Origin of the sequence: Azospirillum agricola, assembly GCF_017876095.1 — a bacterium.
Taxonomy (GTDB): Bacteria; Pseudomonadota; Alphaproteobacteria; order Azospirillales; family Azospirillaceae; genus Azospirillum; species Azospirillum agricola.
In genome coordinates, this window is the sequence record NZ_JAGINM010000010.1 from 50203 (window position 1) to 76655 (window position 26453).

At 72.2% G+C, this 26453-nt stretch carries 25 protein-coding genes; 11 read left to right on the plus strand and 14 right to left on the minus strand.

The genetic code is table 11. The features are described from left to right. Positions 1–94: 94 nt before the first annotated feature. The 3 genes from J2847_RS16385 to J2847_RS16395 all read left to right on the plus strand — a co-directional run bounded on the left by J2847_RS16385 (position 95) and on the right by J2847_RS16395 (position 2965). Positions 95–577, plus strand: a complete 483-nt coding sequence (locus J2847_RS16385) for an Lrp/AsnC family transcriptional regulator (protein ID WP_085552366.1) — start codon at positions 95–97, stop codon at positions 575–577. Positions 578–741: 164 nt separating this feature from the next. Then, the gene (locus tag J2847_RS16390) at positions 742–1737 is read left to right on the plus strand and encodes an LLM class flavin-dependent oxidoreductase (protein WP_209779985.1); all 996 of its coding nucleotides are present in this window, start codon (positions 742–744) and stop codon (positions 1735–1737) included. A gap of 64 nt (positions 1738–1801) precedes the next feature. Continuing rightward, complete coding sequence (locus J2847_RS16395) at positions 1802–2965, plus strand: PQQ-dependent sugar dehydrogenase (RefSeq protein WP_211114766.1); 1164 nt, start codon at positions 1802–1804, stop codon at positions 2963–2965. Positions 2966–3002: 37 nt separating this feature from the next. Here the strand turns inward: J2847_RS16395 and J2847_RS16400 are convergent, their stop codons facing one another. Next, entirely contained in the window at positions 3003–4055 is a 1053-nt protein-coding gene (locus tag J2847_RS16400) for a hypothetical protein (RefSeq protein ID WP_209779986.1), read from the minus strand. A 171-nt stretch (positions 4056–4226) separates the two neighbouring features. On the opposite strand from J2847_RS16400, the gene J2847_RS16405 reads away from it, so the two are divergent. Together J2847_RS16405 and J2847_RS16410 are read left to right on the plus strand one after the other, a co-directional pair. Continuing rightward, positions 4227–4610 (plus strand): hypothetical protein, encoded by a 384-nt coding sequence (locus tag J2847_RS16405; RefSeq protein ID WP_209779987.1) that lies wholly within the window; start codon positions 4227–4229, stop codon positions 4608–4610. A 116-nt stretch (positions 4611–4726) separates the two neighbouring features. Then, on the plus strand, positions 4727–5830 hold the full coding sequence (locus J2847_RS16410) for a lytic transglycosylase domain-containing protein (RefSeq protein ID WP_233474575.1): 1104 nt from the start codon (positions 4727–4729) through the stop codon (positions 5828–5830). Positions 5831–5846: 16 nt separating this feature from the next. On the opposite strand, the gene J2847_RS16415 is transcribed toward J2847_RS16410, so the two are convergent. After that, positions 5847–6644 (minus strand): SDR family oxidoreductase, encoded by a 798-nt coding sequence (locus J2847_RS16415; protein WP_209779989.1) that lies wholly within the window; start codon positions 6642–6644, stop codon positions 5847–5849. An 88-nt stretch (positions 6645–6732) separates the two neighbouring features. After that, on the minus strand, positions 6733–8094 hold the full coding sequence (gene aptA, locus J2847_RS16420) for an omega-aminotransferase AptA (RefSeq protein ID WP_209779990.1): 1362 nt from the start codon (positions 8092–8094) through the stop codon (positions 6733–6735). Between the two features lie 142 nt (positions 8095–8236). On the opposite strand from aptA, the gene J2847_RS16425 reads away from it, so the two are divergent. Beyond that, positions 8237–9193, plus strand: coding sequence for a LysR family transcriptional regulator (locus J2847_RS16425; RefSeq protein ID WP_209779991.1), 957 nt, complete (start codon positions 8237–8239; stop codon positions 9191–9193). Here the strand turns inward: J2847_RS16425 and J2847_RS16430 are convergent. Then, positions 9168–9464, minus strand: a complete 297-nt coding sequence (locus J2847_RS16430; protein ID WP_209779992.1) for a hypothetical protein — start codon at positions 9462–9464, stop codon at positions 9168–9170. The two genes, J2847_RS16425 and J2847_RS16430, sit on opposite strands and share 26 nt — an antisense overlap. A gap of 263 nt (positions 9465–9727) precedes the next feature. Between J2847_RS16430 and J2847_RS16435 the strand changes: the two genes are divergently transcribed. After that, positions 9728–10735 carry an ABC transporter substrate-binding protein gene (locus J2847_RS16435; protein ID WP_209779993.1) on the plus strand — a complete coding sequence of 336 codons (1008 nt, stop codon included), beginning with the start codon at positions 9728–9730 and terminating at the stop codon, positions 10733–10735. Positions 10736–10762: 27 nt separating this feature from the next. Here J2847_RS16435 and J2847_RS16440 read toward each other — a convergent pair whose 3' ends face one another. Genes J2847_RS16440 through J2847_RS16460 form a run of 5 tightly spaced genes read right to left on the minus strand, consistent with a single transcriptional unit; the run spans position 10763 to position 16580 of the window. Then, the gene (locus J2847_RS16440) at positions 10763–12703 is read right to left on the minus strand and encodes an ATP-binding cassette domain-containing protein (RefSeq protein WP_209779994.1); all 1941 of its coding nucleotides are present in this window, start codon (positions 12701–12703) and stop codon (positions 10763–10765) included. Next, entirely contained in the window at positions 12700–14949 is a 2250-nt protein-coding gene (locus J2847_RS34640) for a cysteine peptidase family C39 domain-containing protein (RefSeq protein WP_209779995.1), read from the minus strand. Before J2847_RS34640 ends, J2847_RS16440 begins: the two co-directional genes overlap by 4 nt. 25 nt (positions 14950–14974) lie before the next feature. Further along, positions 14975–15292, minus strand: coding sequence for a hypothetical protein (locus J2847_RS16450; protein ID WP_209779996.1), 318 nt, complete (start codon positions 15290–15292; stop codon positions 14975–14977). Next, a complete protein-coding gene (locus J2847_RS16455) occupies positions 15289–16266 on the minus strand; it encodes a GNAT family N-acetyltransferase (protein ID WP_209779997.1) in 978 nt (325 codons plus the stop codon). Before J2847_RS16455 ends, J2847_RS16450 begins: the two co-directional genes overlap by 4 nt. Then, positions 16263–16580 carry a hypothetical protein gene (locus J2847_RS16460; RefSeq protein ID WP_209779998.1) on the minus strand — a complete coding sequence of 106 codons (318 nt, stop codon included), beginning with the start codon at positions 16578–16580 and terminating at the stop codon, positions 16263–16265. The genes J2847_RS16455 and J2847_RS16460 overlap by 4 nt, the downstream gene beginning before the upstream one ends. Before the next feature lie 254 nt (positions 16581–16834). Between J2847_RS16460 and J2847_RS16465 the strand changes: the two genes are divergently transcribed. Beyond that, positions 16835–17029, plus strand: coding sequence for a hypothetical protein (locus tag J2847_RS16465; protein ID WP_209779999.1), 195 nt, complete (start codon positions 16835–16837; stop codon positions 17027–17029). Between the two features lie 85 nt (positions 17030–17114). Here J2847_RS16465 and J2847_RS16470 read toward each other — a convergent pair whose 3' ends face one another. The 5 genes from J2847_RS16470 to J2847_RS16490 all read right to left on the minus strand — a co-directional run bounded on the left by J2847_RS16470 (position 17115) and on the right by J2847_RS16490 (position 21569). Continuing rightward, entirely contained in the window at positions 17115–17831 is a 717-nt protein-coding gene (locus J2847_RS16470) for an ABC transporter ATP-binding protein (protein WP_209780000.1), read from the minus strand. After that, complete coding sequence (locus J2847_RS16475) at positions 17828–18622, minus strand: ABC transporter ATP-binding protein (RefSeq protein WP_209780001.1); 795 nt, start codon at positions 18620–18622, stop codon at positions 17828–17830. The genes J2847_RS16470 and J2847_RS16475 overlap by 4 nt, the downstream gene beginning before the upstream one ends. Further along, positions 18619–19461, minus strand: coding sequence for a branched-chain amino acid ABC transporter permease (locus J2847_RS16480; protein WP_209780002.1), 843 nt, complete (start codon positions 19459–19461; stop codon positions 18619–18621). The genes J2847_RS16475 and J2847_RS16480 overlap by 4 nt, the downstream gene beginning before the upstream one ends. 5 nt (positions 19462–19466) lie before the next feature. Beyond that, positions 19467–20348: a branched-chain amino acid ABC transporter permease gene (locus tag J2847_RS16485; protein WP_209780003.1), complete on the minus strand. Its 882-nt coding sequence runs from the start codon at positions 20346–20348 to the stop codon at positions 19467–19469. A gap of 93 nt (positions 20349–20441) precedes the next feature. Further along, positions 20442–21569, minus strand: a complete 1128-nt coding sequence (locus J2847_RS16490; RefSeq protein WP_209780004.1) for an ABC transporter substrate-binding protein — start codon at positions 21567–21569, stop codon at positions 20442–20444. Positions 21570–21972: 403 nt separating this feature from the next. Here J2847_RS16490 and J2847_RS16495 point away from each other — a divergent pair, with 403 nt between their 5' ends. Genes J2847_RS16495 through J2847_RS16505 form a run of 3 tightly spaced genes read left to right on the plus strand, consistent with a single transcriptional unit; the run spans position 21973 to position 26450 of the window. After that, positions 21973–23556 carry a serine/threonine-protein kinase gene (locus J2847_RS16495; protein ID WP_209780005.1) on the plus strand — a complete coding sequence of 528 codons (1584 nt, stop codon included), beginning with the start codon at positions 21973–21975 and terminating at the stop codon, positions 23554–23556. Further along, on the plus strand, positions 23553–24419 hold the full coding sequence (locus J2847_RS16500) for a PP2C family protein-serine/threonine phosphatase (RefSeq protein WP_209780006.1): 867 nt from the start codon (positions 23553–23555) through the stop codon (positions 24417–24419). The genes J2847_RS16495 and J2847_RS16500 overlap by 4 nt, the downstream gene beginning before the upstream one ends. Before the next feature lie 33 nt (positions 24420–24452). Next, entirely contained in the window at positions 24453–26450 is a 1998-nt protein-coding gene (locus J2847_RS16505; protein WP_209780007.1) for a hypothetical protein, read from the plus strand. Positions 26451–26453 lie beyond the last annotated feature (3 nt).

Sequence of the window (26453 nt, forward strand, 5' to 3'; positions counted from 1 at the left end):
TATCATCGGCGGCCGGGCAGGTGCTTGCGAACTGGCGGTAGGACCGCGATCGCTTTAGCATCGGATTGCGCCGCAACCGGGGAAACGGCATCCGATGCCAAAGATCAGACTCGACCGGATCGACCGCAGGATTCTCGCCCTGCTCCAGGAGGACGGACGCCAGCACAACAACGATCTGGCCGGGCGGGTCGGCCTGTCGCCCTCGCCCTGCCTGCGCCGGGTCAAGGCGCTGGAGGAGGCCGGGGTGATCGGCCGCTACGTGGCGCTGGTCGATCCGGCCTCGGTCGATCTTCCGGTCAACGTCTTTGTGAACGTCAGCCTGGATCGTCAGGTCGAGGACCGGCTCGATTCCTTCGAGGCCGCCGTGATGGAGCGGCCCGAGGTGCTGGAATGCTACCTGATGACCGGGGACGCCGATTACCTGCTGCGCGTCGTCGTGCCCGATCTGGCGAGCTACGAGCGTTTCCTGAAGGATCACCTGACCCGCATCCCCGGCGTCGCCAGCATCCGCTCGGGCTTCGCCCTGAAGCAGGTGCGCTACCGCACCGCCCTGCCGCTCGGCCATCTGACGGATTGAGCGACGCGGGCTGGACTTGGCCGGCCGAACTTGGCCGACCGAACTTGGCCGGCCGGGCGCGCGGCGCAGATCTGGCCTGCGGGGCCGGGAGGGGGTGGGGCGGTGGACCCAGGCGCCCTCCGCTCCCAACTCTCCCCCAACGCCCCCTTTTCGCGGACCCCGCCATGATTCCCTATTCCGTCCTCGACCTCAGCCCGATCGTCCAGGGGGCGACGGCCGCCGATTCCTTCCGCAACACGCTGGACCTCGCGCGGCACGCCGAGCGCTGGGGCTACAAGCGTTACTGGCTGGCCGAGCACCACAACATGCCGGGCATCGCCAGCGCCGCCACCGCCGTGGTGATCGGACACGTCGCCGCCGGCACCTCGACCATCCGCGTCGGCTCGGGCGGGGTGATGCTGCCCAACCACGCGCCGCTGGTGATCGCCGAGCAGTTCGGCACGCTGGCCTCGCTGTTTCCGGGGCGCATCGACCTCGGGCTCGGCCGGGCGCCGGGAACCGACATGATGACCGCCCGCGCGCTGCGCCGCGACATGGGCGACAGCGCCGACCGCTTCCCCCAGGACGTCGTCGAACTCCAGATGTATTTCGAGGAGGCGGAGCCCAACCAGCGCATCCGCGCCGTGCCGGGGGCCGGCCTGTCGGTGCCGATCTGGCTTCTGGGCTCCAGCCTGTTCAGCGCGCAGCTCGCCGCGATGATGGGGCTGCCCTTCGCCTTCGCCTCGCATTTCGCGCCGGACCTGCTGATGGAGGCGCTGGCCATCTACCGCGCCCGCTTCGAACCGTCGGCCGCGCTCGCCAAGCCGCACGCGATGGTCGCCGTCAACCTGTTCGCCGCCGACAGCGACGCCGAGGGCCGGCGCATCTTCACCTCGGCCCAGCAGCAGTTCGCCAAGCTGCGGCGCGGCACGCCGGGGCCGCTGCCCGCCCCCATCGACGACATCGACGCCTTCTGGGGGCCGGGCGAGCAGGCGATGGTCGAGCGGGCGCTCGCCGTCTCCGCCGTCGGCTCGCCGGACACGGTGGCGGAGCGTCTGGCCGAGATCATCCGCGTCACCCAGCCCGACGAGCTGATCCTCGCCGGCCAGATCTTCGACCACGCCGCCCGGCTGCGCTCCTTCGAGATCGGCGCCGGGGTGATGGGACGGCTGGCCGGCTGAGGCTCTTGTCAGGCGCGCGCATGCCCCCACCTAGGCTTGGAGGAAGAACCCTGGGAGGACCCGCATGCGCCGCATCGCCCGAACCGCCGCCCTCACGACCGCCCTGACCGTTCTCGGCCTGTCCCTCGCCGCCAGCCCGGCCGCGGCGGTCGACCAGGCCTTCCGGACGGAAAAGGCGACCGTTCAGGTCACGACGGTCGCCGAGGGGCTGCGGCACCCCTGGGGGCTGGCCTTCCTGCCCGACGGGCGGATGCTGGTGACGGAGAAGGAGGGCAACCTGCGCCTCGTCGGCGCCGACGGCAAGCGCTCCGAGCCCCTGCGCGGGGTGCCGAAGGAGGACGACCGCGGCCAGGGCGGGCTGCTCGACGTGGCGCTCGACCCGGATTTCGCCGGCAACCGCCTCGTCTATCTCAGCTTCTCCGAACCCGGTCCGGGCGGCAACTCCACCGCCGTCGCGCGCGGCGCGCTCAGCGCGGACGGCCGGTCGCTGGAGAGTGTCCGGGTGATCTTCTCGCAGAAGCCCAAGGTGGACAGCACCAAGCATTACGGGTCGCGGCTGGTCTTCGACCGCGCCGGGCATCTCTACATCACGCTGGGCGAGCGCTCCGACGAACAGTTCCGCACCCAGGCGCAGGATCTGAACTCGCATCTCGGCAAGCTCATCCGCGTCAACCGCGACGGCAGCGTCCCGGCCGACAACCCCTTCGTGAACCGTCCGGGCGCCTTGCCGGAGATCTGGTCCTACGGGCACCGCAACGCCCAGGGGGCGGCGCTCCACCCGCAGACCGGCGCGCTGTGGCTGAACGAGCACGGCCCGCGCGGCGGCGACGAGATCAACGTGCCGGAGGCCGGGAAGAACTACGGCTGGCCGGAGGTGTCGAACGGCGTGAACTACAACGGCACCCCGGTCGGCACCGGCAAGAAGAGCGCCCCCGGCATGGAGGATCCCCGCTACCAGTGGACGCCGGTGATCGGCGCCTCGGGCATGGCCTTCTACACGGCCGACGCCGTTCCGGGCTGGAAGGGCAGCCTGTTCAACGGCGGGCTGGCCTCCCAGGAGCTGGTGCGGCTGGAGCTGGACGGCACGCGGGTGACGCACGAGGAGCGGCTGTTCCGGTCGCTCGGCAAGCGCATCCGCGACGTCCGGCAGGGACCGGACGGCGCGCTCTACCTGCTGACCGACGAGAGGCGCGGCGAGATCCTGCGCGTCGCCGCCGCGAAACCCTGACCGGCGGCCGGCTGCGGCGCTCGGCTGCGGCGTTCCGTCAGCCGGCGGTGACGCGGCGGCAGCGCCGCTTCAGCAGGGCCACGGCCTCCGCCGTCTGGCCTTCCTCCAGCGAGAACAGCCGGTCGTCGAGCAGCCGCCCCTCGGAATCGAAGGCGCGGACATGCAGGCCGGCGACCGTGTCGGACACGCTGGCGTCGACGACGCCGTCGACGGTCTCGTTGCTGGCGACGTCGAGGAAATCGGCCACCTCGTCCAGCGCGCCGTCGCCCTGCCACGCCTCGTCGGCGGTGAAGTCGAGCAGGTCGGTCAGGCCGCCGATCGGCTCGCAGCGGCGCACGCGCGGATCGGCGGCCTTCACCGCGTCCGAGAAGGCGGCCATCGCCTCCTTGATGCGCAGCTCCTCGGCCGGGTCGATCTCCGGCTCGTCGTCGTCGCCGAGGCCGAGCTTCAGCGGGTCCGGCTGCGCGTCGTTGGCGGCGGCGATGGCGTCGTCGCTCTCCTCGACCAGACCGACCACGGCGACGAAACGCGGGCCGGGCTGCTCGGCGTCGGGCTGGGCGGGCGCCAGCAGATCCTGCTTGCGGACGAAGGCGGCGGCCTCGTCGGTGGAAGCCAGCAGCCGGTGCAGCAGGGTGCGGCGGTCGGCGGCCTCCAGATAGGCCAGCGGTTCCGGATCCAGCCACAGCGGCAGCAGCCTCGTGTCGGCGGCGGTCTCCAGCAGGCCGGAGGAATCGAGCCCGCGCTCGATGACCTCGACCGGCGGCGGCTCGGTCAGGTCGCCCTCGACCTCCACCGCCAGCCAGAACAGCGTCACCGTCGACGGGTCGCCGTAGCTGTCGGTGCGCTGGAGCGTCTCGGAGAAGGCGTCGACCTCGTCGATGAAGGCGTAGGATTCGTCCTCGCGCAGCTTGCCGATGGCGGCCTCGATCACCGGCTGGCGGCCCGAATCGAGAATCTCGTCGAGCAGCACGCCGAAGCGCTGGTCGTTGGCGCGCCACAGCCGGATCAGCCGGTCGGCCGGCGTTCCGGCGAAGGAGCCGCCCCGTCCGCCTTCCTTGCCGTTCGCCCCGTCTTTCCGTTTCGTCGCCATGATGAACCCCCGCGCGCTCGTTTCCGGCGACCATAGGAGCGGCGGGGCGCCCTGTCGACCGCCATCTGCGCGCCGGCGGGGCAGATCTCCCCGGATGATTTGACACACCCGCGCGGCCCCGCGACCGGCTTTATATAACAGCCGGGGGACCATCGGACGCGAAGGCGCGGGATGAACGGGGAACAGGACGGCAAGGGACTCGACGCGCTGCTGCGGGCGGCGGAAACGCTGCCGCACGCGCCCGCCGACGCGTGGGAGCTCGACCTGTTCCGCATCGCCCTGCGCATCGCCCGCTCCACCGAGGCGCCGGTCGACCTCCAGCGCGCCGACCTCGCCTTCAAGGCGCTGCCCGACCGGCTGCGGCTGCCGCTGGCCGAACGCGCCGCCGTCATCGCCCGGCGCGCGGCCGAGCGCGCCGCCCGCCGGGAATCGGCGGAGCGTCCGGCCAGGCTGCTCGGCGTCCTGCGGCGTCGCCCGGCCCCGGTCTCCAGCGGATCGACGGCGAAGGAGCGGCTGTTGCGCGAGCTGGACCTCGACCCTCCGGCCGACCGCTAGCCCTCTCCCCCATCCTTGAGCGAAGGTCACAGTCCCGGTGGTTTACCGGCCATCCCGAATGTGCAATCGTCCCCCCTCCAAATTGAGAGGGTGGTTGCAAAGACATGAGGGGCCCCATGCGTCGCGTGAAGCCACTGCTGGCCTGTGCCGTTCTGTCGGTCCTCTCCGCCTGCGCCAGCGGTGGCGGCAGCGGCGGTTCGCGGACCGCCACCCCGGCCGAGATCGACGCCTATGTGTCGGAAGCCTCCAAGCGCTTCGACATGCCCGAGCTGTGGATCCGCGAGGTCATCCGCCAGGAGAGCGGCGGGCGCACCATGATGAACGGCCGCCCCATCGTCAGCAAGGCCGGCGCCATGGGCCTGATGCAGGTGATGCCCGCGACCTACGAGGAGTTGCGGCGCAAGCACGACCTCGGCTCCGACCCCTACGACCCGCACGACAACATCATCGCCGGCACCGCCTACCTGCGCGAGATGTACAACCTGTTCGGCGCGCCGGGCTTCCTCGGCGCCTACAATTGCGGGCCGGGCTGCTACGGCGACTATCTGGCCGGCAAGCGCAGCCTGCCCGGCGAGACGAAGCGCTACATCGCCTCGGTCGGCCCGCGCCTGAACCGCACCCCGTCGCCGACCGGCGCCGACATCGTGCTGGTCAGCGCCCCCCAGGGCGGCGTTCCCCAGAGCAGCGACAGCGGCACCGCCCCGCCGCCCTACGCGGTGTCCTCCTACAGCCCGCCGGCCTACACGCCACCTGCGGCCCCCTCCTACACGCCGCCTTCTGCTCCGGCCTACACGCCGCCTCCGGCGCCCTCCTACGCGCCGCCTCCGGCGGCGTCGCGACAGCCCATCGCGGTGGCCGCCCTGCCCGCCCCGATCGCCGCGCAGTCCGGCCCGGTGCGGGTGGTGGCGCCCGACACGGCGTTGCCCAACGCCCGTCCGACGCCGCCGTCGATGGGCGGCGGTTCCGGCGGCGGGGGCTGGACGGTCCAGCTCGGCGCCTTCAAGTCGCCGGAGGACAGCACGCGGGTGATCGACCGGGCCCGTCGCTCGATGCCCGGCGCCCTGGCGCGCACCCAGAAGATCGTCCAGCCGGTGGACACCCAGGGCGGGCCGCTCTACCGCGCCCGCCTGACCGGCCTGACCCAGCAGGACGCGGCCAGCGCCTGCAACGGTCTGGTCGGGCTCGGCATGGCCTGCTTCGTGGTGGCGCCGGGGGCGTGATGGGAAGGGGCGGCGCTCAGCCGTTGTCGCGGAAGGCGGGGTAGAGCGTCATCCCGCCATCCACCGTCAGCGTCGCGCCGACCAGATAGTCCGCCATGTCCGACGCCAGGAACAGGGCCGCCCGCGCCACGTCCAGCGGATCGCCGACCCGGCCGTAGGGGATGAGGTCGAGCAGAGTCTTCTCCGCCGCCCCGGTCGTCGCCTTCTCGTTGATCGGCGTGCGGATGGCGCCGGGGGCGAGGCCGTTGACCCGGATGCGCTCGCCCGCGACCTCCTGCGCGAGGCTGCGCATCAGCAGGGCGACGCCGCCCTTGGACGCCGCGTAGTTGGCGTGCCCGGCCCAGGGGATGGTCTCGTGGACCGAGCTCATGCACAGGATCTTGCCGATGGCGCGCGACACGCCGCGGTCGCCCTGGGCGCGGAAGCGGCGGATCGCCGCGCGGGCGCAGAGGAACTGGCCGGTCAGGTTGACGTCGATCACCGTCCGCCAGTCGGACAGCGCCATCGACCCGATGGGGGCGTCCTTCTGCAACCCGGAATTGGCGACCAGGATGTCCACCGCGCCGAAGGCCGCGACGGCCTGATCGAACAGCCGCTCCACCGCCGCCTCGTCCGCCACGTCGCCGCCGATGGCGACGGCCCGGCCGCCGTCCCCCTCGATCCGGCGGACCAGATCGGCGGCCCGCCCGGCCCCGGAGTGGTAGTTCACGACCACGGCGGCGCCCGCCTTGGCGAACAGCCGGGCGATGGCCTCGCCCAAACCGGAACTGGCGCCGGTGACCAGCGCCACCTGCCCGTCGAGCCTGCATTCCATCGCCCATCCTCCACCGCCGGCCACGCTTGGCAGAAGCCCAACAGCGCGTGGCCCGGCGGTGTTCCGGGCGCCGGATCGGAGGCCGGGGTCAGGCGGTCGCCTGGATGGCGTCGGCGACCACGCTCATCAGCCGGTCGAGGTCGGCCGGCTCGCTGTAAAAATGCGGGCCGAACTGGAGGGTGTCGCCGCCGTAGCGGACGTAGAAGCCGGCCTCCCAGCATTTCATCGCGATCTCGTAGGGCCGCCGCGCCGGCTCGCCCGGCAGCGCCGCGATGGTGACGGCGCCGGCCAGCCCGTAGTTGCGGATGTCGGCGACGTGCTTCAGCCCCTTCAGGCCGTGCAGGACCGTCTCGAAATGCGGGGCGAGCGCCGCCGCCTTGTCGGCCAGCTTTTCCCGTTCGAACAGGTCGAGGGCGGCGAGGCCGGCGGCGCAGGCGACCGGGTGGGCGGAGTAGGTGTAGCCGTGCGGGAACTCCACCAGATAGTCCGGCCCGCCATTGTCCATGAAGGTCTGGTAGATCTCATGGCTGGCGACCACGGCGCCCATCGGCACGGCGCCGTTGGTCAGGCCCTTGGCGACGTTCATGATGTCCGGCACCACGCCGAAGGCGTCGGCGCCGAAGGCCGCGCCCATGCGGCCGAAGCCGGTGATGACCTCGTCGAAGATCAGCAGGATGCCGTGCCTGGTGCACAGCTCGCGCAGCCGCTGGAGATAGCCCTTGGGCGGCGGCAGCACGCCGGCCGACCCGGCCAGCGGTTCGACGATCACGGCGGCGATGTTGGAGGCGTCGTGCAGGGCGACGAGTTCCTCCAGCGCGTCGGCCAGATATGCCCCCTCGTCGGGCATGCCCTTGGCGAAGAGGTTCTGCGGCAGCAGCGTGTGCGGCAGATGGTCGGCGTCGACGCCGGTGCCGAACAGCTTGCGGTTGCCGCCGATGCCGCCCAGGCTGATGCCGCCGAAATTGACCCCGTGATAGCCCTTGGAGCGGCCGATCAGCTTGGTCTTGGCCGGCTGGCCCTTCAGCCGCCAGTAGGCGCGCGCCATCTTCAGCGCGGTGTCGGTCGCCTCCGACCCGGAATTGACGAAGAACACATGGTCGAGCCCGGCCGGCGTCATCGAGGCCAGCTTGTGCGCCAGCTTGAAGGCGGCGGGGTGGCCGTGCTGGAAGGCCGGGCTGTAGTCCAGCTCGGCGATCTGGCGGGCGACGGCTTCCGAAATCTCGCGGCGGCCGTGGCCGGCGCCGCAGCACCACAGGCCCGACAGGCTGTCGTAGATTTTGCGGCCGCGCGCGTCCTCGTACCAGCAGCCCTCGGCCTTCACGATGACGCGCGGGTTGGACTTGAACTCGCGGTTGCCGGTGAAGGGCATCCAATGCGCGTCCATCTCCGCGCGGGTCAGGCCGCCGGCCCGGTCGGATCCGAAGCTGTGGTCGTCGTCCAAAGGGGCCATCCGCCGCTCTCCTGCGCCTGTGGGTTGATGAAGGGGGGTCGATGAGATGCGCGAGGCGGACAGTGTGCCGCGCCGATGGATGTGGTTAAATCCCAACCGTTCAAACTTCACTCAAGCCTTTCCCAAACATTCGAGCGCCGCCATGAGCAAGCCCCCCCACCCCATGCCGGCCGTCACCGATGTGGACATCCGGCTGCTGCGGGTGTTCCGGACGGTGGTGGAGTGCGGCGGCTTCTCGGCGGCGGAGGTCGAGCTGAACATCGGGCGCGCCGCCATCAGCCTGCACATGGCCGACCTGGAGCGCCGGCTGGGCTTGAGCCTGTGCCGCCGGGGCCGCGCCGGCTTCCGGCTGACCGAGGAGGGGCGGCTGGCCTACGAGGCGGCGCTGCGCCTGCTGGCCGGGCTGGAGAGCTTCCGCAGCGAGATCAACGCGGCGCACGGCCGGCTGCGCGGCGAACTGAACATCGGCATCATCGACAACCTCGTCACCCTGCCGCAGATGCGGGTGACCGACGCGCTGCGCGGGCTGAAGGTCCAGGCGCCCGAGGTGCGGGTCAACATCCGCATGGTTCCTCCCAACGAGATCGAGCGCGGCGTGCTGGACGGCCGGCTGCATGTCGGCGTGGTGCCGGCGCGCCGCGCCCTGCCCGGCCTTGCCCGCCTGCCGCTCTACGAGGAGGAATCGCGGCTCTATTGCGGCCGGGGCCACCCATTGTTCGACGCGCCGCCCGACATGGTGACGCGCGCGGCGGTGGAGGCCGCCGACGCCGTGGCGCCGACCCAGGGGCCGCTGCCCCACCCCCTGAACACCACGGCGACGGCGACCGACCGCGAGGGCGTCGCGTTCCTGCTGCTGACCGGCTGCTACGTCGGCTTCCTGCCGGTGCATTACGCCCGCCAGTGGGTGGAGCGCGGGGCGATGCGCGCCCTGCTGCCCGACAGCCACCGCCACAGGCTGGAGTTCCACGCGGTGACGAAGAAGGGCGTGCCGCCGAACCTGGTGCTGGAACGCTTCATGGGCCTGCTGGAGGCGGGCGCGGGAGCGCTGCCTTCGGAGGGCGGTGCCCGACCGGTCAGGGATGCAGCGGCAGATACCTGATCGCGGCCAGCAGGACGCCGGCGAAGGCCAGCAACATGCCGCCGAGCTTGACCGTCATCCGTTGCTCGAGCAGCCTCAGATCGGATCGTACGTCGGCGATGTTGGCCCTTAACTCCGACCGGACGGCCGCGATGTCGGCCTTCAGTTCGGCCTTCGCTTCGCCGAGATCCGCCTTGCTGGCGGCCTGGGTGTCCATGAAATCGGCGAGCGCTTCCACCTGTTCGGCGGTGAAGCCAACCTTCTGGAGCTTCAGGATCGCGGATGCGCTCATGGATCCTCCACACCTCCGCGCGGGAGGCGACGTTCACGGCATCACGGCACGGCCCTCCTCAAGGAGTCGGACCACAGCTGGGCTGTAAAGTACTTTAGGCGGCGATTTGTTTCAATCCACACCCCGCCGCCGTCCGTCGGCGTGTGGCAAGCATGGTTTTTTCACGCGGCCGAAAGTTCAACTCGACCGTGGCCATGATCGGGGCCATCGTTGGTGCCCGGCCGCCCCGCTCCAGACGCATTCCAGAGAAGGACACGCACGCGATGAAGAGTCTCGCCACCGCCGCCCTGCTCGCCGCCACCGCGCTGACCGCTTTCTCGACCGCCGCCCCGGCCGCCGAGACGCTGACCCTGCAACTGAAATGGGTCACCCAGGCCCAGTTCGCCGGCTATTACGTCGCGGCGGAAAAGGGATTCTACAAGGACGCCGGGCTTGAGGTGACGATCAAGGCCGGCGGCCCCGACATCAACCCGACGCAGATCATCGCGGCCGGCGGCGCCGACGTGATCGTCGACTGGATGCCGTCGGCGCTGGCGACCCGCGAGAAGGGCGTGCCGCTGGTCAACATCGCCCAGTTCTTCCAGGCGTCCGGCATGATGCTGACCTGTCGCAAGGACGCGAGGATCGCCGACCCGAAGGACTTCAAGGGCAACACGCTGGGCGTCTGGTTCTCGGGCAACGAGTACCCGTTCCTGTCCTGGATGAGCAAGCTCGGCTATTCGACCTCCGGTTCGTCGCCGGACGTCAAGGTGCTGAAGCAGGGGTTCAACGTCGATCCGCTGCTGCAAAAGCAGGCGGCCTGCATCTCGACCATGACCTACAACGAGTACTGGCAGCTCATCGAGGCCGGGATGAAGCCCGAGGATCTGGTCGTCTTCAAGTACCAGGACCAGGGCGTCGCCACGCTGGAGGACGGGCTCTACACCACCGACAGGCAGCTTTCCGACCCGAAGACGGTGGAGAAGCTGGCGAGATTCGTGAAGGCGTCGGCCAAGGGCTGGGACTACGCGGCGAAGAACCAGGCCGAGGCGGTCGACATCGTCCTGGCCGCCGACACCACCGGCGCCCAGACCAAGGAGCACCAGACCACCATGATGCAGGAGGTCGCCAAGCTGATCGAGGGCGGCGCCAAGGGCACCGGCTATCTCGACCCGGCCGATTTCGACCGCACGGTGGGCATCCTGCTGTCCGGCGCCTCCGCGCCGGTGATCTCGAGGAAGCCGGAGGGCGCCTACACCCACGCGGTGTTCGACGCGGCGTCGAAGATGTAGGGGACGCCTCCGTTAGGACGGCCCTGGTCAGCGCGGCGGGGACAGGTGCAGAACGTGGTCGGCCAGCGCCAGCGTGCTCGGGCGGTGGCTCGCCACCAGCACCGCGATGCCGAGCCGCCGCAGGTCGGCGAACAGGGCGGCCTGGATGTCCTCGTCCAGCGCCGCCGTCGCCTCGTCCAGCACCAGCAGGTCGGGGTCGCGGGCGAGCGCGCGGGCGATCAGCAGGCGCTGGACCAGACCGGCGGGAAAGCTGCCCTCGGCGACCAGGGTCTGGATGCCCATCGGCATCGCCGCGATGTCCGCGTCCAGGCGGGCCAGCCGCGCCGCTTCCCAGGCCCGCTCCGCCGGCAGCGGCGCCATGCCGAGGATGACCGAGCGGATGGTCGCGACCCCGATCTCCTCATCCTGCATCACGGCGCCGATGCGCGCCCGGTAGGCGGCGGCGTCCAGCCCCGCCAGATCGCGGCCGTTGACCAGCACCTCCCCGGAGTCCGGCCGGACGAGCCCGAGCGCCAGCGCCAGCAGCGTGCTCTTGCCGCTGCCGGACGGCCCGGCGACCGCCAGGATCTCGCCGCGCGCCAGCGCCAGCCCGACCCCACGCAGGCAGGGCGACGGGGCGCCCGGATGGGTGAAGCCGACGTTGCGCAGGGCCAGGGTTTCGATCCGTCCCGGCGCGGGCGCGCCGGACGGCACTTCGGGCGCGGCCTCGAGCAGCGGGCGCAGCGGTTCCAGGCGGACCGCCAGGGGCAGGCGGCCGAAGGCGTCGGCGAGCCGGCGGGCGGCGCGGCACGCGGGCATCGCCGCCAGCGCCAGCGCCCCGGCGGTGGCGACGCCGCCGCCCTGCCCCAGGGCCAACCCGGCCCCCAGCAACGGCGCGCCGAGACTCAGCGCGTGGCCGACGGCGTCGGCGTTGGCAAGGCGATCGGCCGCCCGACGCCTGACCGTGGCGGCCGCGGCCAGCCCGTCCCGCGCGTCCTCCGCCGCCCAGGGGGCGGCGCCGAGCAGACGCAATTGCGGCAGCGCCTGCACCGCCCGGTCGATCCGCCGCCGCAGCTCCGGCGTCGCCGTCTCGCCGCCGCGCCGCGCGGCGTCGGCACGGCGCAGCAGCGCCGCCTGCGTCGCGGCGCCGGCAAGCAGCAGCAGGCTTACGGCCAGGGCCGGCAGCGGCGCCGCCCATCCCATGACCGCAAGGGCCGGGACCAACTGCGGCACGGCGCGGCGGACCGACGCCCGCGCGGCCTCGGCCTGTTGCATCGCGGCGATGCCGTCGTGCAGCCGTTCGGCCAGCGTCAGCGGCGGGGTGTCGCGCAGAAGGCGGAGCGGCAGGTCGAACAGCCGGTCCCAGAGCCCGCCATGCAGCCCCAGGTCGGTCATCGCCGCCGCGCGCGCCGCCGCGATCCGCCGGGCGTGGTCGAACAGCGCTCCTCCCAGCGCGGCGGCCAGCAGCGCGGCCAGAACCCCCAGGATGCCGGAGCGGTCGCCCGCCGCGACCATCGGCCCGAGCGTCAGCAGCGCGGCGCCGGGCAGCGCGGCGGTCAGGCCGAGACCGAATCCGGCCGCCCACTCCACCGCGCGCTCCCGCCCGGCGCCCGCGCGCGCGAAGCGGCCCCACGCGGCGGGAGAGAGCGGGCCGGCGCCGAACCGGCGGAACGGCGCGTGGGCATCCTCCGCCAGACGGGCGGCCAGCGCCCCGTCGAGCGGCACGCCGCGCCCGCCCGCCGGATCCCAGGCATCGGCGCCGCCGTCGCCATCCGGCCAGAGCACCAGCGCGCGGCCGTTGCCATCCCGAAGGGTGACCAGAAGCGGACCGTTGTCGCGCCGCCACCACGCGCGCTGGCGCAGCCGGACCCGGCGCAGGCGCAGCCCCTCGCCCCGCGCGCGGTCGCGCAGGGCGTCGTCGCCGGACGGGGCTGCTTCGGCGACCCGCAGAAGCCGGGCGAGCAGGGAAATGTCCGGGGGGCCGCTCATCGCTCCGTCGCTCCCGCCGTCGGGGCGGAGGCGCCCAGTTCGATCACCCGGTCGCAGCCGAGCAGACTCTCCGGGCGGCGGCTGACGATCAGCGTCGTGCAGCCTCGAGCGCACAGCCGGTCGCGGATCGCGCGGTCGAGGTCCGGTTCCAGCGCGTCCAGCGCCTCGTCCAGCACCAGCAGGACCGGCCGGCGCAGCAACGCGCGGGCCAGCGCCAGACGGCGGCGCTGGCCGCCGCTCAGTTCCGCCCCGCCCCGCGCGAGCATCAGCGACAGGCCGCCGCGCGGCTCCAGATCCGCCGTCAGGGCGACGAGGTCGAGCGCGCCTTGCAGGGCCGCGTCGCCCAGGGTCCGGTCGCCGAAGCGCAGGTTGTCGGCGATCGTTCCCGGTTCCACCGGGCTGGAGCGGTCGACCAGGGCCACCGCGCCGGGGAAGCGCCGGGCCATCGCGTCGACCGGATGGCCGTCGAGCAGGACGCGGCCCGGTTCGGGGACCAGCAGTCCGCAGGCCAGCTTCGCCAGCACCGACTTTCCCGAACCGGACGGACCGGCGATGCCGATCCGCCGGCCCGGCTCGGCGATCAGGTCGATCCCGGCCAGGATCGGCGGCAGCAGCGGCGACGGCCGGAAGCCGGCGTTCTCCAGCACCAGACGCCCGGCCGGCCGGGCAATCCCGCTCCTCCATGCGCCGTCTCTCTCTCCCCCTCGGGGAGAGAGGGGGGGTGAGGGGGATGCATCGCGGACCGTTTCGGGATGGGACGAAACGCTCCCGGCCCCGTCCGGATGCGCGCCGCCGTGCCTTTCCCTCACCCCGTTCTTCTCCCCGGGGGGGAAGGGGGGAGCAAGAGCCGAGCCGGCGTCCTCCGGTGCCGTGGCCTCGACGTCGGCCAAGCGGTGCAGCGCCGCCTTCAGCGCTTCCCGGCCGGGAAGCCGACGGTCCAGCCGGGTGAGCGGCCCGTGCAGCGCCATCGCCAGCGCGGCCAGCGCCACCGCATGGCCCGGCGTCAACCGCCCCTCCGCCACCCCCAGCGCGCCCATCCCGACGGCGAGCGCCAGCCCCGCCGCCGCCAGCCCGACGCGGAGCGCCGCCAGCGTCGCGTGGGCGGCGGCCGCCTCCTGCGCCGTGGCGAGTTGCAGGGCGTGGCGGCCGGCGAACTGGCCGAACAGCTCGGCGTCGCGCCCGCCGGTCTTGTGGGCGTCGAGGGCGTGGATCGTGTCGGCGTCGGGCAGGACCGGCGTCAGGTTCCCCCTTCCCGCCCGCGCCACCAGCCCGCCGCGCCGCGCGTGGACCACCCCGAGCGCCGCGAGGCCGAGCGCGGCGCTCGCCACCGGGCCGGCGCCCGCGACGGGATCGACCGCCAGGGCGGCGGCGGCCGGCACCAGCAGCAGCGGAGCCTCGACCAGCGCCAGCGCGGCGCCCGCGTGGGTCTGGATGGCCGCCCCGCCGACGACGGTGGCGGCGATCTGCCCGGCGGAGCGGCGGGCGAACCAGGGGGCCGGCAGGCGCAGCAGACGGGCGAGCACGGCCGCCGCCGTCCCATCGGCCAACCGGTTGCCGAAACGCGCCATCCAGCGGTCGCGCGCCCATCCGGCGGCGACCGTCACGGCGGCGGTCCCGGACAGGATCGCCGCCGCCGCCGGATGGCCGTTGGCCAGCCCCCCCGCCGCGAGGCAGGCGGCGGTCGTCGCCACGCCCGACAGCAGGGACGCCGCCAGGATGGCGAGGACGCCGCCCCGTTGCGGAAAGAGACGACGGGACAGGGCCGTCGGCCAGTCTCCCGGCCGGAACGGACGGCGCGCGGGCGCCGCCGATGGCGCCGCCGGACGGACGGTGATGGCGATGCCGGTGAAGTCGTCGGCGAATTCCTCCCAGGGGATGCGGCGGGGGCCGCAGCCGGGGTCGTTGACCCGCACCTCGCGGGCGGTCATGCCCTCGACCACCAGGAAATGGATGAAGCGGCTGTGGACGATCAGCGGAAAGCCGAGGGTGGCCAGCGCCTCCGGCTCCTTGCGGAAGGCGCGCGCCTCCATGCCGTGATGGCGCGCGAGCTGGAGCAGCGTGCGGGCGGTCGAGCCGAGCCGGGTCGAACCGGCCTCCACCCTCAGGGTTTCAAGCGGGACCGGCCGCCCGTGATGCGCCAGCAGGATGGCGAGCGCCGCCAGACCGCATTCGGCGGTCTCCCCCTGGCGCAGATCCGGGGTGGCGGCGGGACGGGGGCGGCGCGGCGCGTTCCATGGACGGATCATCGGAGGCCACGCCGCGCCGGTCCGCTCAGCCGCCGAGAACGATGCGCGTGCCCTTCGACGACTTGTCGATGCCCGGCAGCGTGGGAATGCCGCCGGCCACCAGATCCAGCTCCTCGTCGGACAGCTCGCTCGGCTCGGCGTCGGCCAGGGCGACGCCGAAGCCGCCGTCCGCTTCCTCGACCAGGCGCAGGGGGACCGGCAGGTCGATGCCGTAATGGGTCTTGGCGGTGGCGTTCAGGTCGGCCTCCGCCTCGGCGCGGAAGGCCGGGTCGGTCTTGAGGCGCTCGGTGAAGGCGGCGATGGCGTCGAGGCCGAACATGGCCTTCAGGTCGATGTCGCTCATGGGATGCTCTCCAGGGTTGTGGGGGGCGGATTCTCCGGCGGGGCCGCGGGGTCGCGGGTCATCTCGAAGGTCTCGTCGACCCGCAGCGAGATCGGGGCGAAGCGCCGGCGCACCAGCGCCATCATGCGCGGGAAGACCGTGGCGAACATGGCGACGGAGCGCGGCCCGAAGGCCGCCGTCTGCCGGGCGTAGGCGTGCCAGTAGGCGCCGACCAGCACGCCGGTGTGCCACAGCGGGCGCGCCAGATAGGCGCTGCGGTAGAGGATCGCCGGGCGATCGCGGTGGCTGTCCAGCGGCACGCTGGCCGCCCGTTCGCCGATCACCCAGCCGACCAGCGCGCCATGGCGGCGCACGGCGACCGAGCAGGCCGGCTCGATGTGCTCGGCCCGCAAGTCCGGGTGCATGTGGGGCAGGACGTCCGGTTCGGCGGTCAGGGCGGCCAGAGCGCCGGCGTCGGCGGCACCGACGCCGCTCCAGGGTTCGAAGGCGAAGCCATCGGGGTCGCGCAGCCGCGCCGCCACCGCCGGCCAAGCGCCGACCGCTTCGACCATCGGGGCGGTCTCGCCGATGGCCCAGACCTGGGACAGGCGGGGAGCGCTCCATCCCGCGTGACCGAGCGTCGCGGCCAGGGCGGCGCGTTCCTTCAGGCGTTCGGAATAGCCGGCGCGCAGGCGGCCGGCGCCGGCCGCCTGCGCCGCCTCTTCCCAGGCCGCCGCCAGCCGGCGGCCGATGCCGCGCCGACGCAACGGCGCCGCGACGGTGAGCGACAACAGATGCCCGGTGCCCTCCTGCACCATTCCAAGCGCCAAGCCGGCCGGCAACCCGCCGACCCGCGCGCCGACGGCGACCCAGGGGGCGGGAAGCGCGTCCAGCACCCAGCCGAGCCGGGGAAAGGTCAGGGGCGCGAAGGCGCCGGCCTTGCCGGACAGGGGGGAGAGGGACAGGGTGAGGCGGTCGGCGTCGGCGACGGTCACGCTGTGAATCGCGGGCCTCCGCCCTTCGCCACCGGACCGGAAGCGGTCGCCGACCCGGCGCCGCCCGCCACGAGATCGAGTTCGCTGTCGGACAGCTCGTCCTCCGCCACGGCCTCGGCGATTTCGGCGCGGAAACCGATCTCGTCCTCGACCAGCCGCATCCTCAGGGGCAGGGTCACGCCGAAATGGCGCAGGACGGCGGCGTTCAGGTCGGCCTCCGCCTCCTCCCGGAACGTCCGGTCGGTTTCCAGCTTGAAGAGCGCCGCCTGCACCGTGTTCGCGCCGTACAGGGATTCGAAATTGATTTCGCGCATGCTCGCTCCGGCGTCGACCCCGGTCCGTCCACTCCCGACGGACCGTCCTGCTTCGAGCCGTATTATGCGGACATCGAAAACGCCCGCAAGCGTCAAGGTTGCGGTGCTCGCATATTTAATGTTGCAATCGAGAAATCAGCTTTCAAAAAAGCCGCATTTTGTTAAGAATATGAAATCAAACCGCGCTGCAACATCGTTTTTTTCTGGTGCGCCGCGTCGGTTATTGTCTCTCCTGCTATTTTAAGGAGCAACCGATGACGCCCGCCCAACGTCCCTCCTTCCCCGCTCCGCCCGCGGCCGGGCGGCTGTTCCGCAAGGCGGCGCTCGACCGGCTGTCGGCGACGGAGGATCTCGACCGGCCGCCGACCCTCGCCAGCCCGCGCGGGCGCCGGTGGCTGCTGGGGCTGGCCGTGCTGTGCCTGGGCGTCTCGGTGGGGCTGCTCGCCTGACGGCTCCGAGGGAGGGGGCCGCCAGGACGAGGCCGGCATCACCCGGACACGCCCCTGTCGGACACCCCCCTGTCGAGGCGGGCGGTCAATGGCCGCCGAGATAGGCGGCGACCACCTTCGGGTCGTCGGCGATCCGGGCACCCGGCCCGTGCAGCGTGATGCGGCCGCTTTCCAGCACATAGGCGTAGTCGGCGATCTCCAGGGCCGCCTGGGCGTTCTGCTCCACCAGCAGGATCGTCGTCCCTTCCCGCTTCAGGTCGGCGATGATCCGGAAGATCTCCTCGACGAACAGCGGCGCCAGCCCCATGCTCGGCTCGTCGAGCAGCAGGAGGCGCGGGGCCCCCATCAGCGCGCGGCCGAGCGCCAGCATCTGCTGCTCGCCGCCCGACAGCAGGCCCGCCTGCTGGGTGAGGCGCTCCTGAAGGCGGGGAAAGCGTTCCAGCACCCGGCCGCGCCGTTTCTGGAACTCCCCGGCGTCGGGCGCCTGGAGGCCGCCGAGCCGCAGATTCTCGTCCACGGTCATCTCGGCGAAGACCTGCCGCCCCTCGGGGACCTGCCGGATGCCGAGCCGCGCGATGCGGTGGGCCGGCGCGTTGGTGATGTCCGTCCCCTCGAAGCGGACGGTCCCCCCGGCCGCCTTGAGAAGCCCCGACAGGCCGCGCATGGTGGTGGTCTTGCCGGCGCCGTTGGCGCCGATCAGGCAGACCACCGATCCCTGGGGAACCGCGAGATCGATCCCCTTGACCGCCATCGTGCGGCCGTAGTCCAGGCGCAGGCCGGAGACATCCAGGAGATTGGTCATGCGCCGTGGGCCTTTGCCAGTCGTTCCGCGACCTTCGAGCCGAGATAGGCCTCGATCACGGAGGAGTCGTTTCGGATGTCCCGCGGGCCGCCCTCGGCGATCTTGCGGCCGAAGTTCAACACCGTGATGCGGTCGCACAGGTCCATGACGAACCCCATGTCGTGCTCGACCAGCAGCAGCGTGACGTCGCGCTGGCCGAGCTGCTTGAGGAGGACCGCCAGTTCGCGCGTCTCCGCCGGGTTCATGCCGGCGGCCGGCTCGTCGAGCAGCAGCAGGCGCGGCCGGCTGGCCAGCGCGCGGGCGATCTCCAGCCGGCGCTGCTCGCCGTAGGCGAGGCTGCCGGAGCGGCCGTCCGCCTTGTCGGCCAGCCCGACGAACTCCAGCAGCTCCATGGCCTGCGCCCTGGCCTCGCGCTCCTCGGCGCGGAAGCCGGGCAGCCGCAGCAGCGCCGACCAGCCGGGGGCCTTCAGCCGGGTGTGCATCCCGGTCATGACATTCTCCAGAACCGACATGTCGGAGAACATGCGGATGTTCTGGAAGGTCCGCGCCAGACCCATGCGGGTGCGGGCGTAGGGCGGCAGCGCCGTGACGTCCTGCCCGTCCAGCGTCAGGCTGCCCGAGGTCGGCCGCAGCAAGCCGGAGATCAGGTTGAAGAAGGTCGTCTTGCCGGCCCCGTTGGGGCCGATGATGCCGTGGACCGACCCGGCCGCGACGTCCACGTCGACGGCGTTGACGGCCAGCAGCCCGCGGAACTGCATGGTCAGGCCGCGGGCGGAGAGCAGCGCGCTCATGGCGCCCGCCGCAGGCGGAAGGGGACGATGCCGCGCGGCAGGAACAGCACCGCCAGCACGATGATCAGCCCGTTGAAGACCAGACGGAAATCCGCCAGGGGGCGCAGCAGCTCGGGCAGCGCCGTCAGGACGAAGGCGCCGATCACCGGGGCGATGGGCGTGCCGATGCCGCCGAGCAGCGCGAAGCTGAGAATGGTCACCGCCGCCTCAAATCCATATTCGTTGGGACCGATGAAGCTGTTGGAATGCGCCGCCAGCGAGCCCGCCAGCCCGGCCAGCATGGCCGAGGCGATCAGCGCCCCCAGCTTGTAGAGCGGCAGGTTGACGCCCATGACGCCGGCGGCCATCTCGTCCTCGCGCATCGCCTCCATGGCGCGGCCGATCCTGGAGCGGCCGATCGCCCAGAAGCCGGCGATGCAGACCGCCAGAAGCCCGTAGACCAGCCAGAGGCTGGCCTTCTGCGGGATGCCCGACAGGCCGAGCGCGCCCCCCGTGAGGCTCTCCGCGTTGATGTAGAGGACGCGCAGCACCTCGCCCAGCGCGATGGTCGAGATCGCCAGATAGACGCCGTTCAGGCGCAGCGTCGGCCCGCCGATGACCAGCGCCACCAGCGCCGGCACCAGCGCGGAGATCGGCAGGACCAGCCAGAAGGGCAGCCCCAGCTTCAGCGTCAGCAGCGCGCCGGTGTAGGCGCCCAGCCCCATGAAGGCCGCCTGGCCCAGCGACAGCTGCCCCAGCGCCATCACGCAGTACATCGACAGGGCCAGCAGCCCGTGGATGCCCAGCGCGTGGATCAGGTTTTCGTAGGTGAAGAGAAAATCATCCAGCCATTCGGCCATGGTCGTTATGCCCTTTTCACCTGGGCGCGTCCGAACAGACCGACCGGACGGAACCACAGGGTCAGCACCAGGATGGCGAAACCAACCGCTTCCTTGGCGTTCGAGGAAAGATAGCCGGCGGTCAGAACCTCCAGCACGCCGAGCAGGATGCCGGCGACGAGCGCGCCGCGGATGTCGCCCAGGCCGCCGATGATGATGACCGCGAAGCCGCGCAGCATCATCGCCTCGCCCATGAAGGGCTGGATGGCGTTGAAGTTCAGGCCGATCAGCACGCCGGCCGCCCCGCCCAGCAGGCCGGACAGGAAGGACACGGCGACCACGGTGGCGTCGACGTTGATGCCCATCAGCCGGGCGGCGTCCTCGTTCTCCGCCAGCGCGCGGATCATCAGGCCGAGCCGCGTGTACTGGAGCAGCAGGAACAGCACGGCGACCATCACGAAGGCGGTGCCGACGATCAGCATCTGCACCAGCGAGACGCGGACACCGGCGAACTCCAGGGCCGTCGAGCCGACGAAGCCGAAGGGGAAGCGCTGGATCTCGGTGCCGATCAGCGCCGCCATCAGCGCGTAGAGCGCCAGCACGGCGCCCAGCGTCACCATCAGCGACGGCAGCTCGCCGGCCTTGGTCCGCCGCAGGCGGGTCAGCAGGATTCCGTCGATGACGACCGCCACCAGACCGGCCGCGAGCGACCCCAGCGGAAGCGCGATCCAGATCGAGGCGCCGAGCGACCGGGCCAGCCACAGCGCCACGAAGGCGCCGACCGAGAAGTAGAAGCCATAGGTCAGGTTGATGACCCGGAGCACGCCGAAGATCAGGGTGAAGCCCAGCGCGAACAGCGCGTAGGTTGATCCTAGGACGAGACCATTGACCAGCTGTTGGGAAAGCATTGACCGGCTGCACCGCCTGATTTGATGAAGGACCGCGCCGGCCGCCCGGGGGATGTCCCCGGGAACGGCCGGCGCGGGGATAGGCTCGTGTGATTACTGGATGATCTGGAACTTGCCGCCCTTCATGCCGAGCACTACGACGCCCTCGGTGGAGGCCGGGTCGCGGCCCTCGGTGAAGGTGAAGGGGCCCATCGCGCCGGTGTGGTTGGTCTTCAGCAGCGTCTCGCGGATCTTGTCGCTTTCCGCGGCACCCGCCTTGTCGATGGCCTTGGCGACGATGTGCATCGTGTCATAGGCCTGGGCGGCGAACTGGTCGGGATCCTTCGAGTACTTCTTGCGGAAGTCGGCGACGAACTTGTCGTTCAGCGCATCCTTCTTGTCGACGAACCACGGGCTGCCGACCATCAGGCCCTCGGCTGCCTCGCCGGCGATCTCGCCCAGCTTGGGGGAGTTCGCGCCGTTGCCGCCGATGAAGCGCACGCTGGCCGGGATGCCGAGCTGGCGGGCCTGGAGGACGACGCCGGAGATCGGCTCGACCAGCGCCGAGACGGTGATGGCGTCGACGTTCAGGGCCTTGATCTTGGTGAGCTGGGCCGAGAAGTCGGAATCCTTGCTGCCGAACGCCTCGATGGTGGCGATGGTCAGGCCGAGCTTCTCGGCCGCCGCCTTCATCGAATCGAAGCCGGATTTGCTGAAGGCGTCGTCGTTCGCGTACATCATCGCGATGGTCTTGACGCCGAACTTCTCCTTGGCGGTCTTCAGCGTGACCGGCACCACGTCGGATTCCGGCAGCGAGGTCCGGAAGATGTAGGGGCCCATCGCGGTGATGCCGACCGCCGTGGTCGAGGTGCCGACGGTGACGACCTTGCGCTCGTTGGTGACCGGACCGACGGCGAACATCTCGTTCGACAGCGTCGGGCCGATGATCACCGGCACCTTGTCGCGGCCGATCAGCTTGCGGGCGGCGTTGACCGCCTGGTCCTTGTTGCCGGCCGAATCCTCGACGATCAGGGCGACCTTCTTGCCGCCGAGGACGCCGCCGGCCGCGTTGATCTCGTCCAGCGCCAGTTCCAGCCCGGCCTTGATGGCGGTGCCGTACGCGGCGCTCGGTCCCGACAGGATCTCGATGGCGCCGACGGTGACCGTCTGCTGCGCGTAAGCCGGGGTGACCGCGACCGCCGCGACGGCGAGCGCGCCGGAAACCAGGAACGACCGAAACATACAATATCCTCCCACAGAATGCGCCTTTACGGGCTTGGGCTGACGTAGTTGTGATCGATAAGACAAAAATTGCAAGCGTTTGCCGTGCCCGTCGGCCATGCCATGCGAGCGGCGCGGGGGCCGGGTCGCCGGTCGTGGCCGCGCTGCGGCCGGCGGCCGAAGGGCATGAACCGTCTGTGTACGAAGAACGGTGCGGGGTTTCGCCGGCGGTCGGCGCTTTCCGCGCGACAGGGTGAACCGGTCATCCCGAAAGCCGGAAGAGCGGGGCGCCGGAAACGGCTCCCCGGTTCCGTCACGACGCGATCCGACATGACCGGCCGAAACCGATCCGCAGCGGGTCCTCCACACCCGCACCCTCCGGCCGCCGGTCGCCCCCACCCCTCTCTGGAAGGGAGCCGAACCCGTGCCCAGCACCATCGTCGTCGATCCTCCGGCGGCCGGCCCGCCTCCGCCGGACAACGCCCTGCCCCCCGGCCATCGGCTTTTGCAGCGCTACCCCCTGATCCGCGTGCTCGGCCGGGGCAGCTTCGGCATCACCTACGAGGCGGAGGACGAACGTCTCGGCCGCCGGATCGCCATCAAGGAGTATTTCCCGGTGGCCAGCGCGGTCCGCGCCGGTGCCGTGACCGTCTGTCCGCAGGACCGGGAGGATTCCCGCGCCTCCTTCGGCGACGGTCTGAAACGGTTCTGGCGCGAGGGCCAGACGCTGGCCCGCCTCGACCACCCGGGCATCCTGCGGGTGCATGACGTGCTGAGCGAGAACGGCACGGCCTATCTGGTGATGGAGATGGTGCCGGGCGAACCGCTGGCGGCCGTCCTGGCCCGTGGCCGGCCCGCTCCGGCCACCGTCGAGCGGCTGACGCGGGAGCTTCTGGACGCGCTCGCCGCCCTGCACGAGGCCGGCATCTGCCACTGCGACATCAAGCCGGAAAACATCATGGTCCGTCCCGACGGCCGGCCGGTGCTGATCGACTTCGGTTCCGCCCGCACCGACCGGCGGCTCCACCCGGGCGGGCAGACCACCATCGCCCTGACGGTGACGCTGGGTTACGCCGCTCCGGAGCTGCTCGACAGCCCGCCCAAGATCCAGGCGGCGGCCGACCTGTTCGCGCTCGGCACGACCGTCTACGGCATGATCGCCGGGACATCGCCGCCGGACGCCATCCGCCGCCTCACCTCGCTCAACCACCGCCGCGCCGATCCGCTGACCCCGCTGGCGCGCCTGCGTCCGCAAGGCCACGGCACCCGCTTCCTGACCGCCGTCGACCGCGCCATGGCCCTGAAGATCGACGATCGCCCGGCGACGGCGGAGGAATGGCTGGCCCAGCTGGGGACACCCCGTCCGGAGCGGCGGCGCCGGCCATGGGGCGCCGCGGCCCTGGTGGCGGTGGCCGGCGGCGGCCTTCCCGTCCTGGCGACGGCGCCCCTGCCCGGCACGGTCGCGGCGGCGGCGGCGCTGGGTCTTTTCGGCGGTCTGCTGATGGGGATGGCCGGGCGCCTGTCCGCCGCCGACGCCCTGACGGCCTTGGCGGGGCTTCCCGTCCTGGGCTGGATCCTGGCGCGGCTGGGTGGCGGGCCGCACCCGCTGGTGGAGGCCGTCGCCAGGGGCTGGGCTGCGGCGACGGGCCTGCCCGCGTCCCGGCTCGACCTGCTGGCCATCCTGCTGGCCGGCCTCCTGCTGTGGCGCCTGTGGGTGTTCCTGGGCAGGCGGATGGACCGGCTCCGGGCGGCCCTGGCGATGGTTCCAGGCGGCATCGCCCTGGCGGCGGCGGCCGAGTGGACGCTGGGATGGGCGCCGGCCGTGCTGCCGGCGGCTTGGGGGGCGGCGGCTTGGGGAGGCGCGGCGTGGGGAGCGATCGGCGCGCCGCCCTTCCCCGGCGGCCTCCCCTTGCCGGCGCTGGTTTCGTTGGCCTGGGGCCTTCAGGCGGCGGTGCTGGCCCTGGCTCTCCTGCTGCCGGCCCCGGCCGGCCGCGGAGGCCGCTCATGATCCTGTTTCCCGGCCGGCGGCCGGCGGCGTGGGGCCGGCGGCCGGCCTGGCCCCGGAGCCCGCGCTGGTTCCCCTTCGGCAAGGCCCGGCCACGGCCGGCCGGACCGGTTCCCACCATCGGCATCGCGCAGCATCAGGGCGGCCGCGCCGAACAGCAGGACCGGGTGTTCGAGGCCGGGCGGCAGGCGGACCGTCCGGCCTTCGCGCTGGTCGCCGACGGCATGGGCGGGCTGCGGGCCGGGGGGGCCGCCGCCGACCTCGTGGTCGAAACGGCCGGGCGGCTGCTCGACCGGCCGCCGGCCGATCCGGAGCAGGCCCGCCGTCACCTCGCGGCGCTCTGCCGCATGGCCCATCATCGGATCCTGGAACGGCACGGGCAGGGGCGCGGCGACCGCGAGGCGGCCTCCGGCAGCACGGTCGCCGCGGCCTGGGTCGGCCCCGGCTGGGCCGTCTGGGCCCATGTGGGCGACACCCGCGTCTACCTGGTCCGCGACGGCCGGCTGCTCCGCCGCACCCGCGACCACTCCATGACCGAATGGCTCTACGCCTGCGGGGCCATCGACGAGGCCGCGATCGCGTCTCATCCGGACCAGAACAAGCTGACCCAATGCCTGGGCGGACCGGCCCCGCCGACGCCGGACATCGATCACGCCGTCCTCCGGGAGGGCGACGCCCTGCTGCTGGCCACCGACGGGGTGTGGGCACAGGTGCCGGAGGCGGCCATCCTCGCCGCCGCGATGGAGCGCGATCCGGCGGCGGCGGCCGACGGGCTGGTGCGCGCCGCCGTCCTTGCCGGCGGTCCCGGCAGCGACAACGCGACCGTCCTCATCCTGCGGCACGAGGCGTCATCCCGAAGGACGTAATCACGATCCCCCTTGCATGGAAGCATCCGCGCCATGGACAACCCGACCATCGACACCTCCCGCCTCGACCCGATTTTCGACCAGCCGCTCGCCGTTCCGTCCTGCCTGTCCGCCGCGCCGGCGGCGGCGGCCAAGCCGCCCCTGGTGGCGTCGCGCGTCCAGGACGCCCCGTTCCGCTCCGTCAACCGCGTCCATCTGCGCGGCATCGCCCGCTGGCTCGAAGGCGACCTTCCGGACAGCCTCTTCCAGAGCCCCGGCAGTTGGGTCGGCCGCAGCGACAGCATCGTCAACGTCGATTCCGGCAAGCCGCAGGACCGGCTGGCGGCCGGCCTCGGCCAGAATCCCCTGCTCGGCGTGGTGGAGAACCGCCGGACGCGACGCCACGACTATCAGGAATTCACCGCCCAGGACGTGAAGATCCTGTTGCCGGCGGCGATCCACGAAACCTTTCTCGACATGGGCGGGGTGCCGATCGCGCATCTCACCGACCGGCTGGAGCGGCTGATCGCGCACGAGTTCGGCCGGCGCTTCCTGGCTCCCGAGCGCGGCGCCAACGTGATCGCCGAACCGGCGGCGTCCCTGCCGAACGACGAGGTCATCCTGCTGTTCGGCGCCTCGGTGTTCGTCCCCAACGAAAAGGACGAACGGCTCTGCGACATGGAGCTGTTCGTCGACACCGGCAGCGGTCCGGCGCCCGTGCCCGAGGTCTTCGCGTTCTCCTTCACCCGTCCCTTCGCGGATCTGCCGTCCTGCCAGTCGATCCGGCGGCCGGCGGCGCTCTACCGCAAGCAGACCAGCCTTCTCATCAGCCCCGACGCGACCCGCGCCCCGCTGGTGCTGCCCGCCGCCCTCGGCCTCCCGCCCGAGGCGACCTTGCAGATCGGACTGTCGCCCGACCGCGCGCGCGGCGACGGGGTCTTCTTCCAGCGGGAAGGGACGATGGTGCGGGAAAGCGGCGGCGTCCGGACGTTCCGTTTCCATCAGGCCCAGCCCTCCGCGATTCCGGGGCAGAACATCGCGGTCGAGATCCGCATCGTCCCGGCAGCCCCGGCGAAGGCCGCGACGGCGGTTCCGGCGCCGGCCGGACCGCGGGATCGGGCCGGACCGGCTCCTCAGAGGATCGGGAAGCCCCGCCGCTCGCTCTGGGCCGCCCTGGTCGGGGCGATGACGCCCAAGCCCCGAGCGGGGCGGCGCGCGCCGGACATGCCGCCGCACGCGCCGCGGACGATGGCCAACGCGGGCCAGACGATCGTCCTGGCTGGGGAGGCCCTGGCCGGTTTCGACGCCGATCCGCTTCATGTGGCCTTCTCGCCCGCCTCGCCCTACCGGCTGAGCGTCGTGGCGCTGGCCCTGCCCCGGCTGCCCAGCGGGCGGGGGCCGAGTTCCTGGACACTGGCCCTGACCGAGGCCGGCGAGATCACCATGCGGCCGATGGGGAGGCCGGCGGGGCGGGCCGGCGCTATGAAGCTGGCGATCCTCGGCGGCCGGGCCGGCGACGCCAACCTGTTCGCCATACCGGCGGGCGGCGGCGCGTGGGTGGCGGTGCCGGAGGACGGGCGCATGGCCCTGCTGCCGGACGGGCGTGAAGCTTCCCTGCTGCCCGCCCCCGGCTCGGCCGTCGAGCGCTACCACATGCTCCTGAAGCTGCCGCAGCCGCGCCACTTCCCCCTGCTGGCCTCCGGCGAGCAGTTGATCGGCCGCCAGAACCAGGACGCCGCGGCCGGCGACGGCGCGCTTCCCAAGCTGCAATTCGGGCTGCTCGACCTGCCGGGATCGGTGGACGGCCTGCCCGACGGCACCATGGAGATGGTCAACCTGTCGCGCGACCATGTGCGGGCCTGGATCGCCGACGACCGTCTGATGGTGGCGATGCACGCCGGCCGGGCGCCGGTGTTGCGGCTCGACGGCGGCTTCGGAGCGGTCGAGGAGCGCCAGCCCGGCAGCGGCGAGCCGCTGACGCTGTCGCTGGGGGACCATCTGCTGCTCGGCTGCTACGTCCTCCAGTTCGGCAGAACGGCCGATCCGGTCTGACGG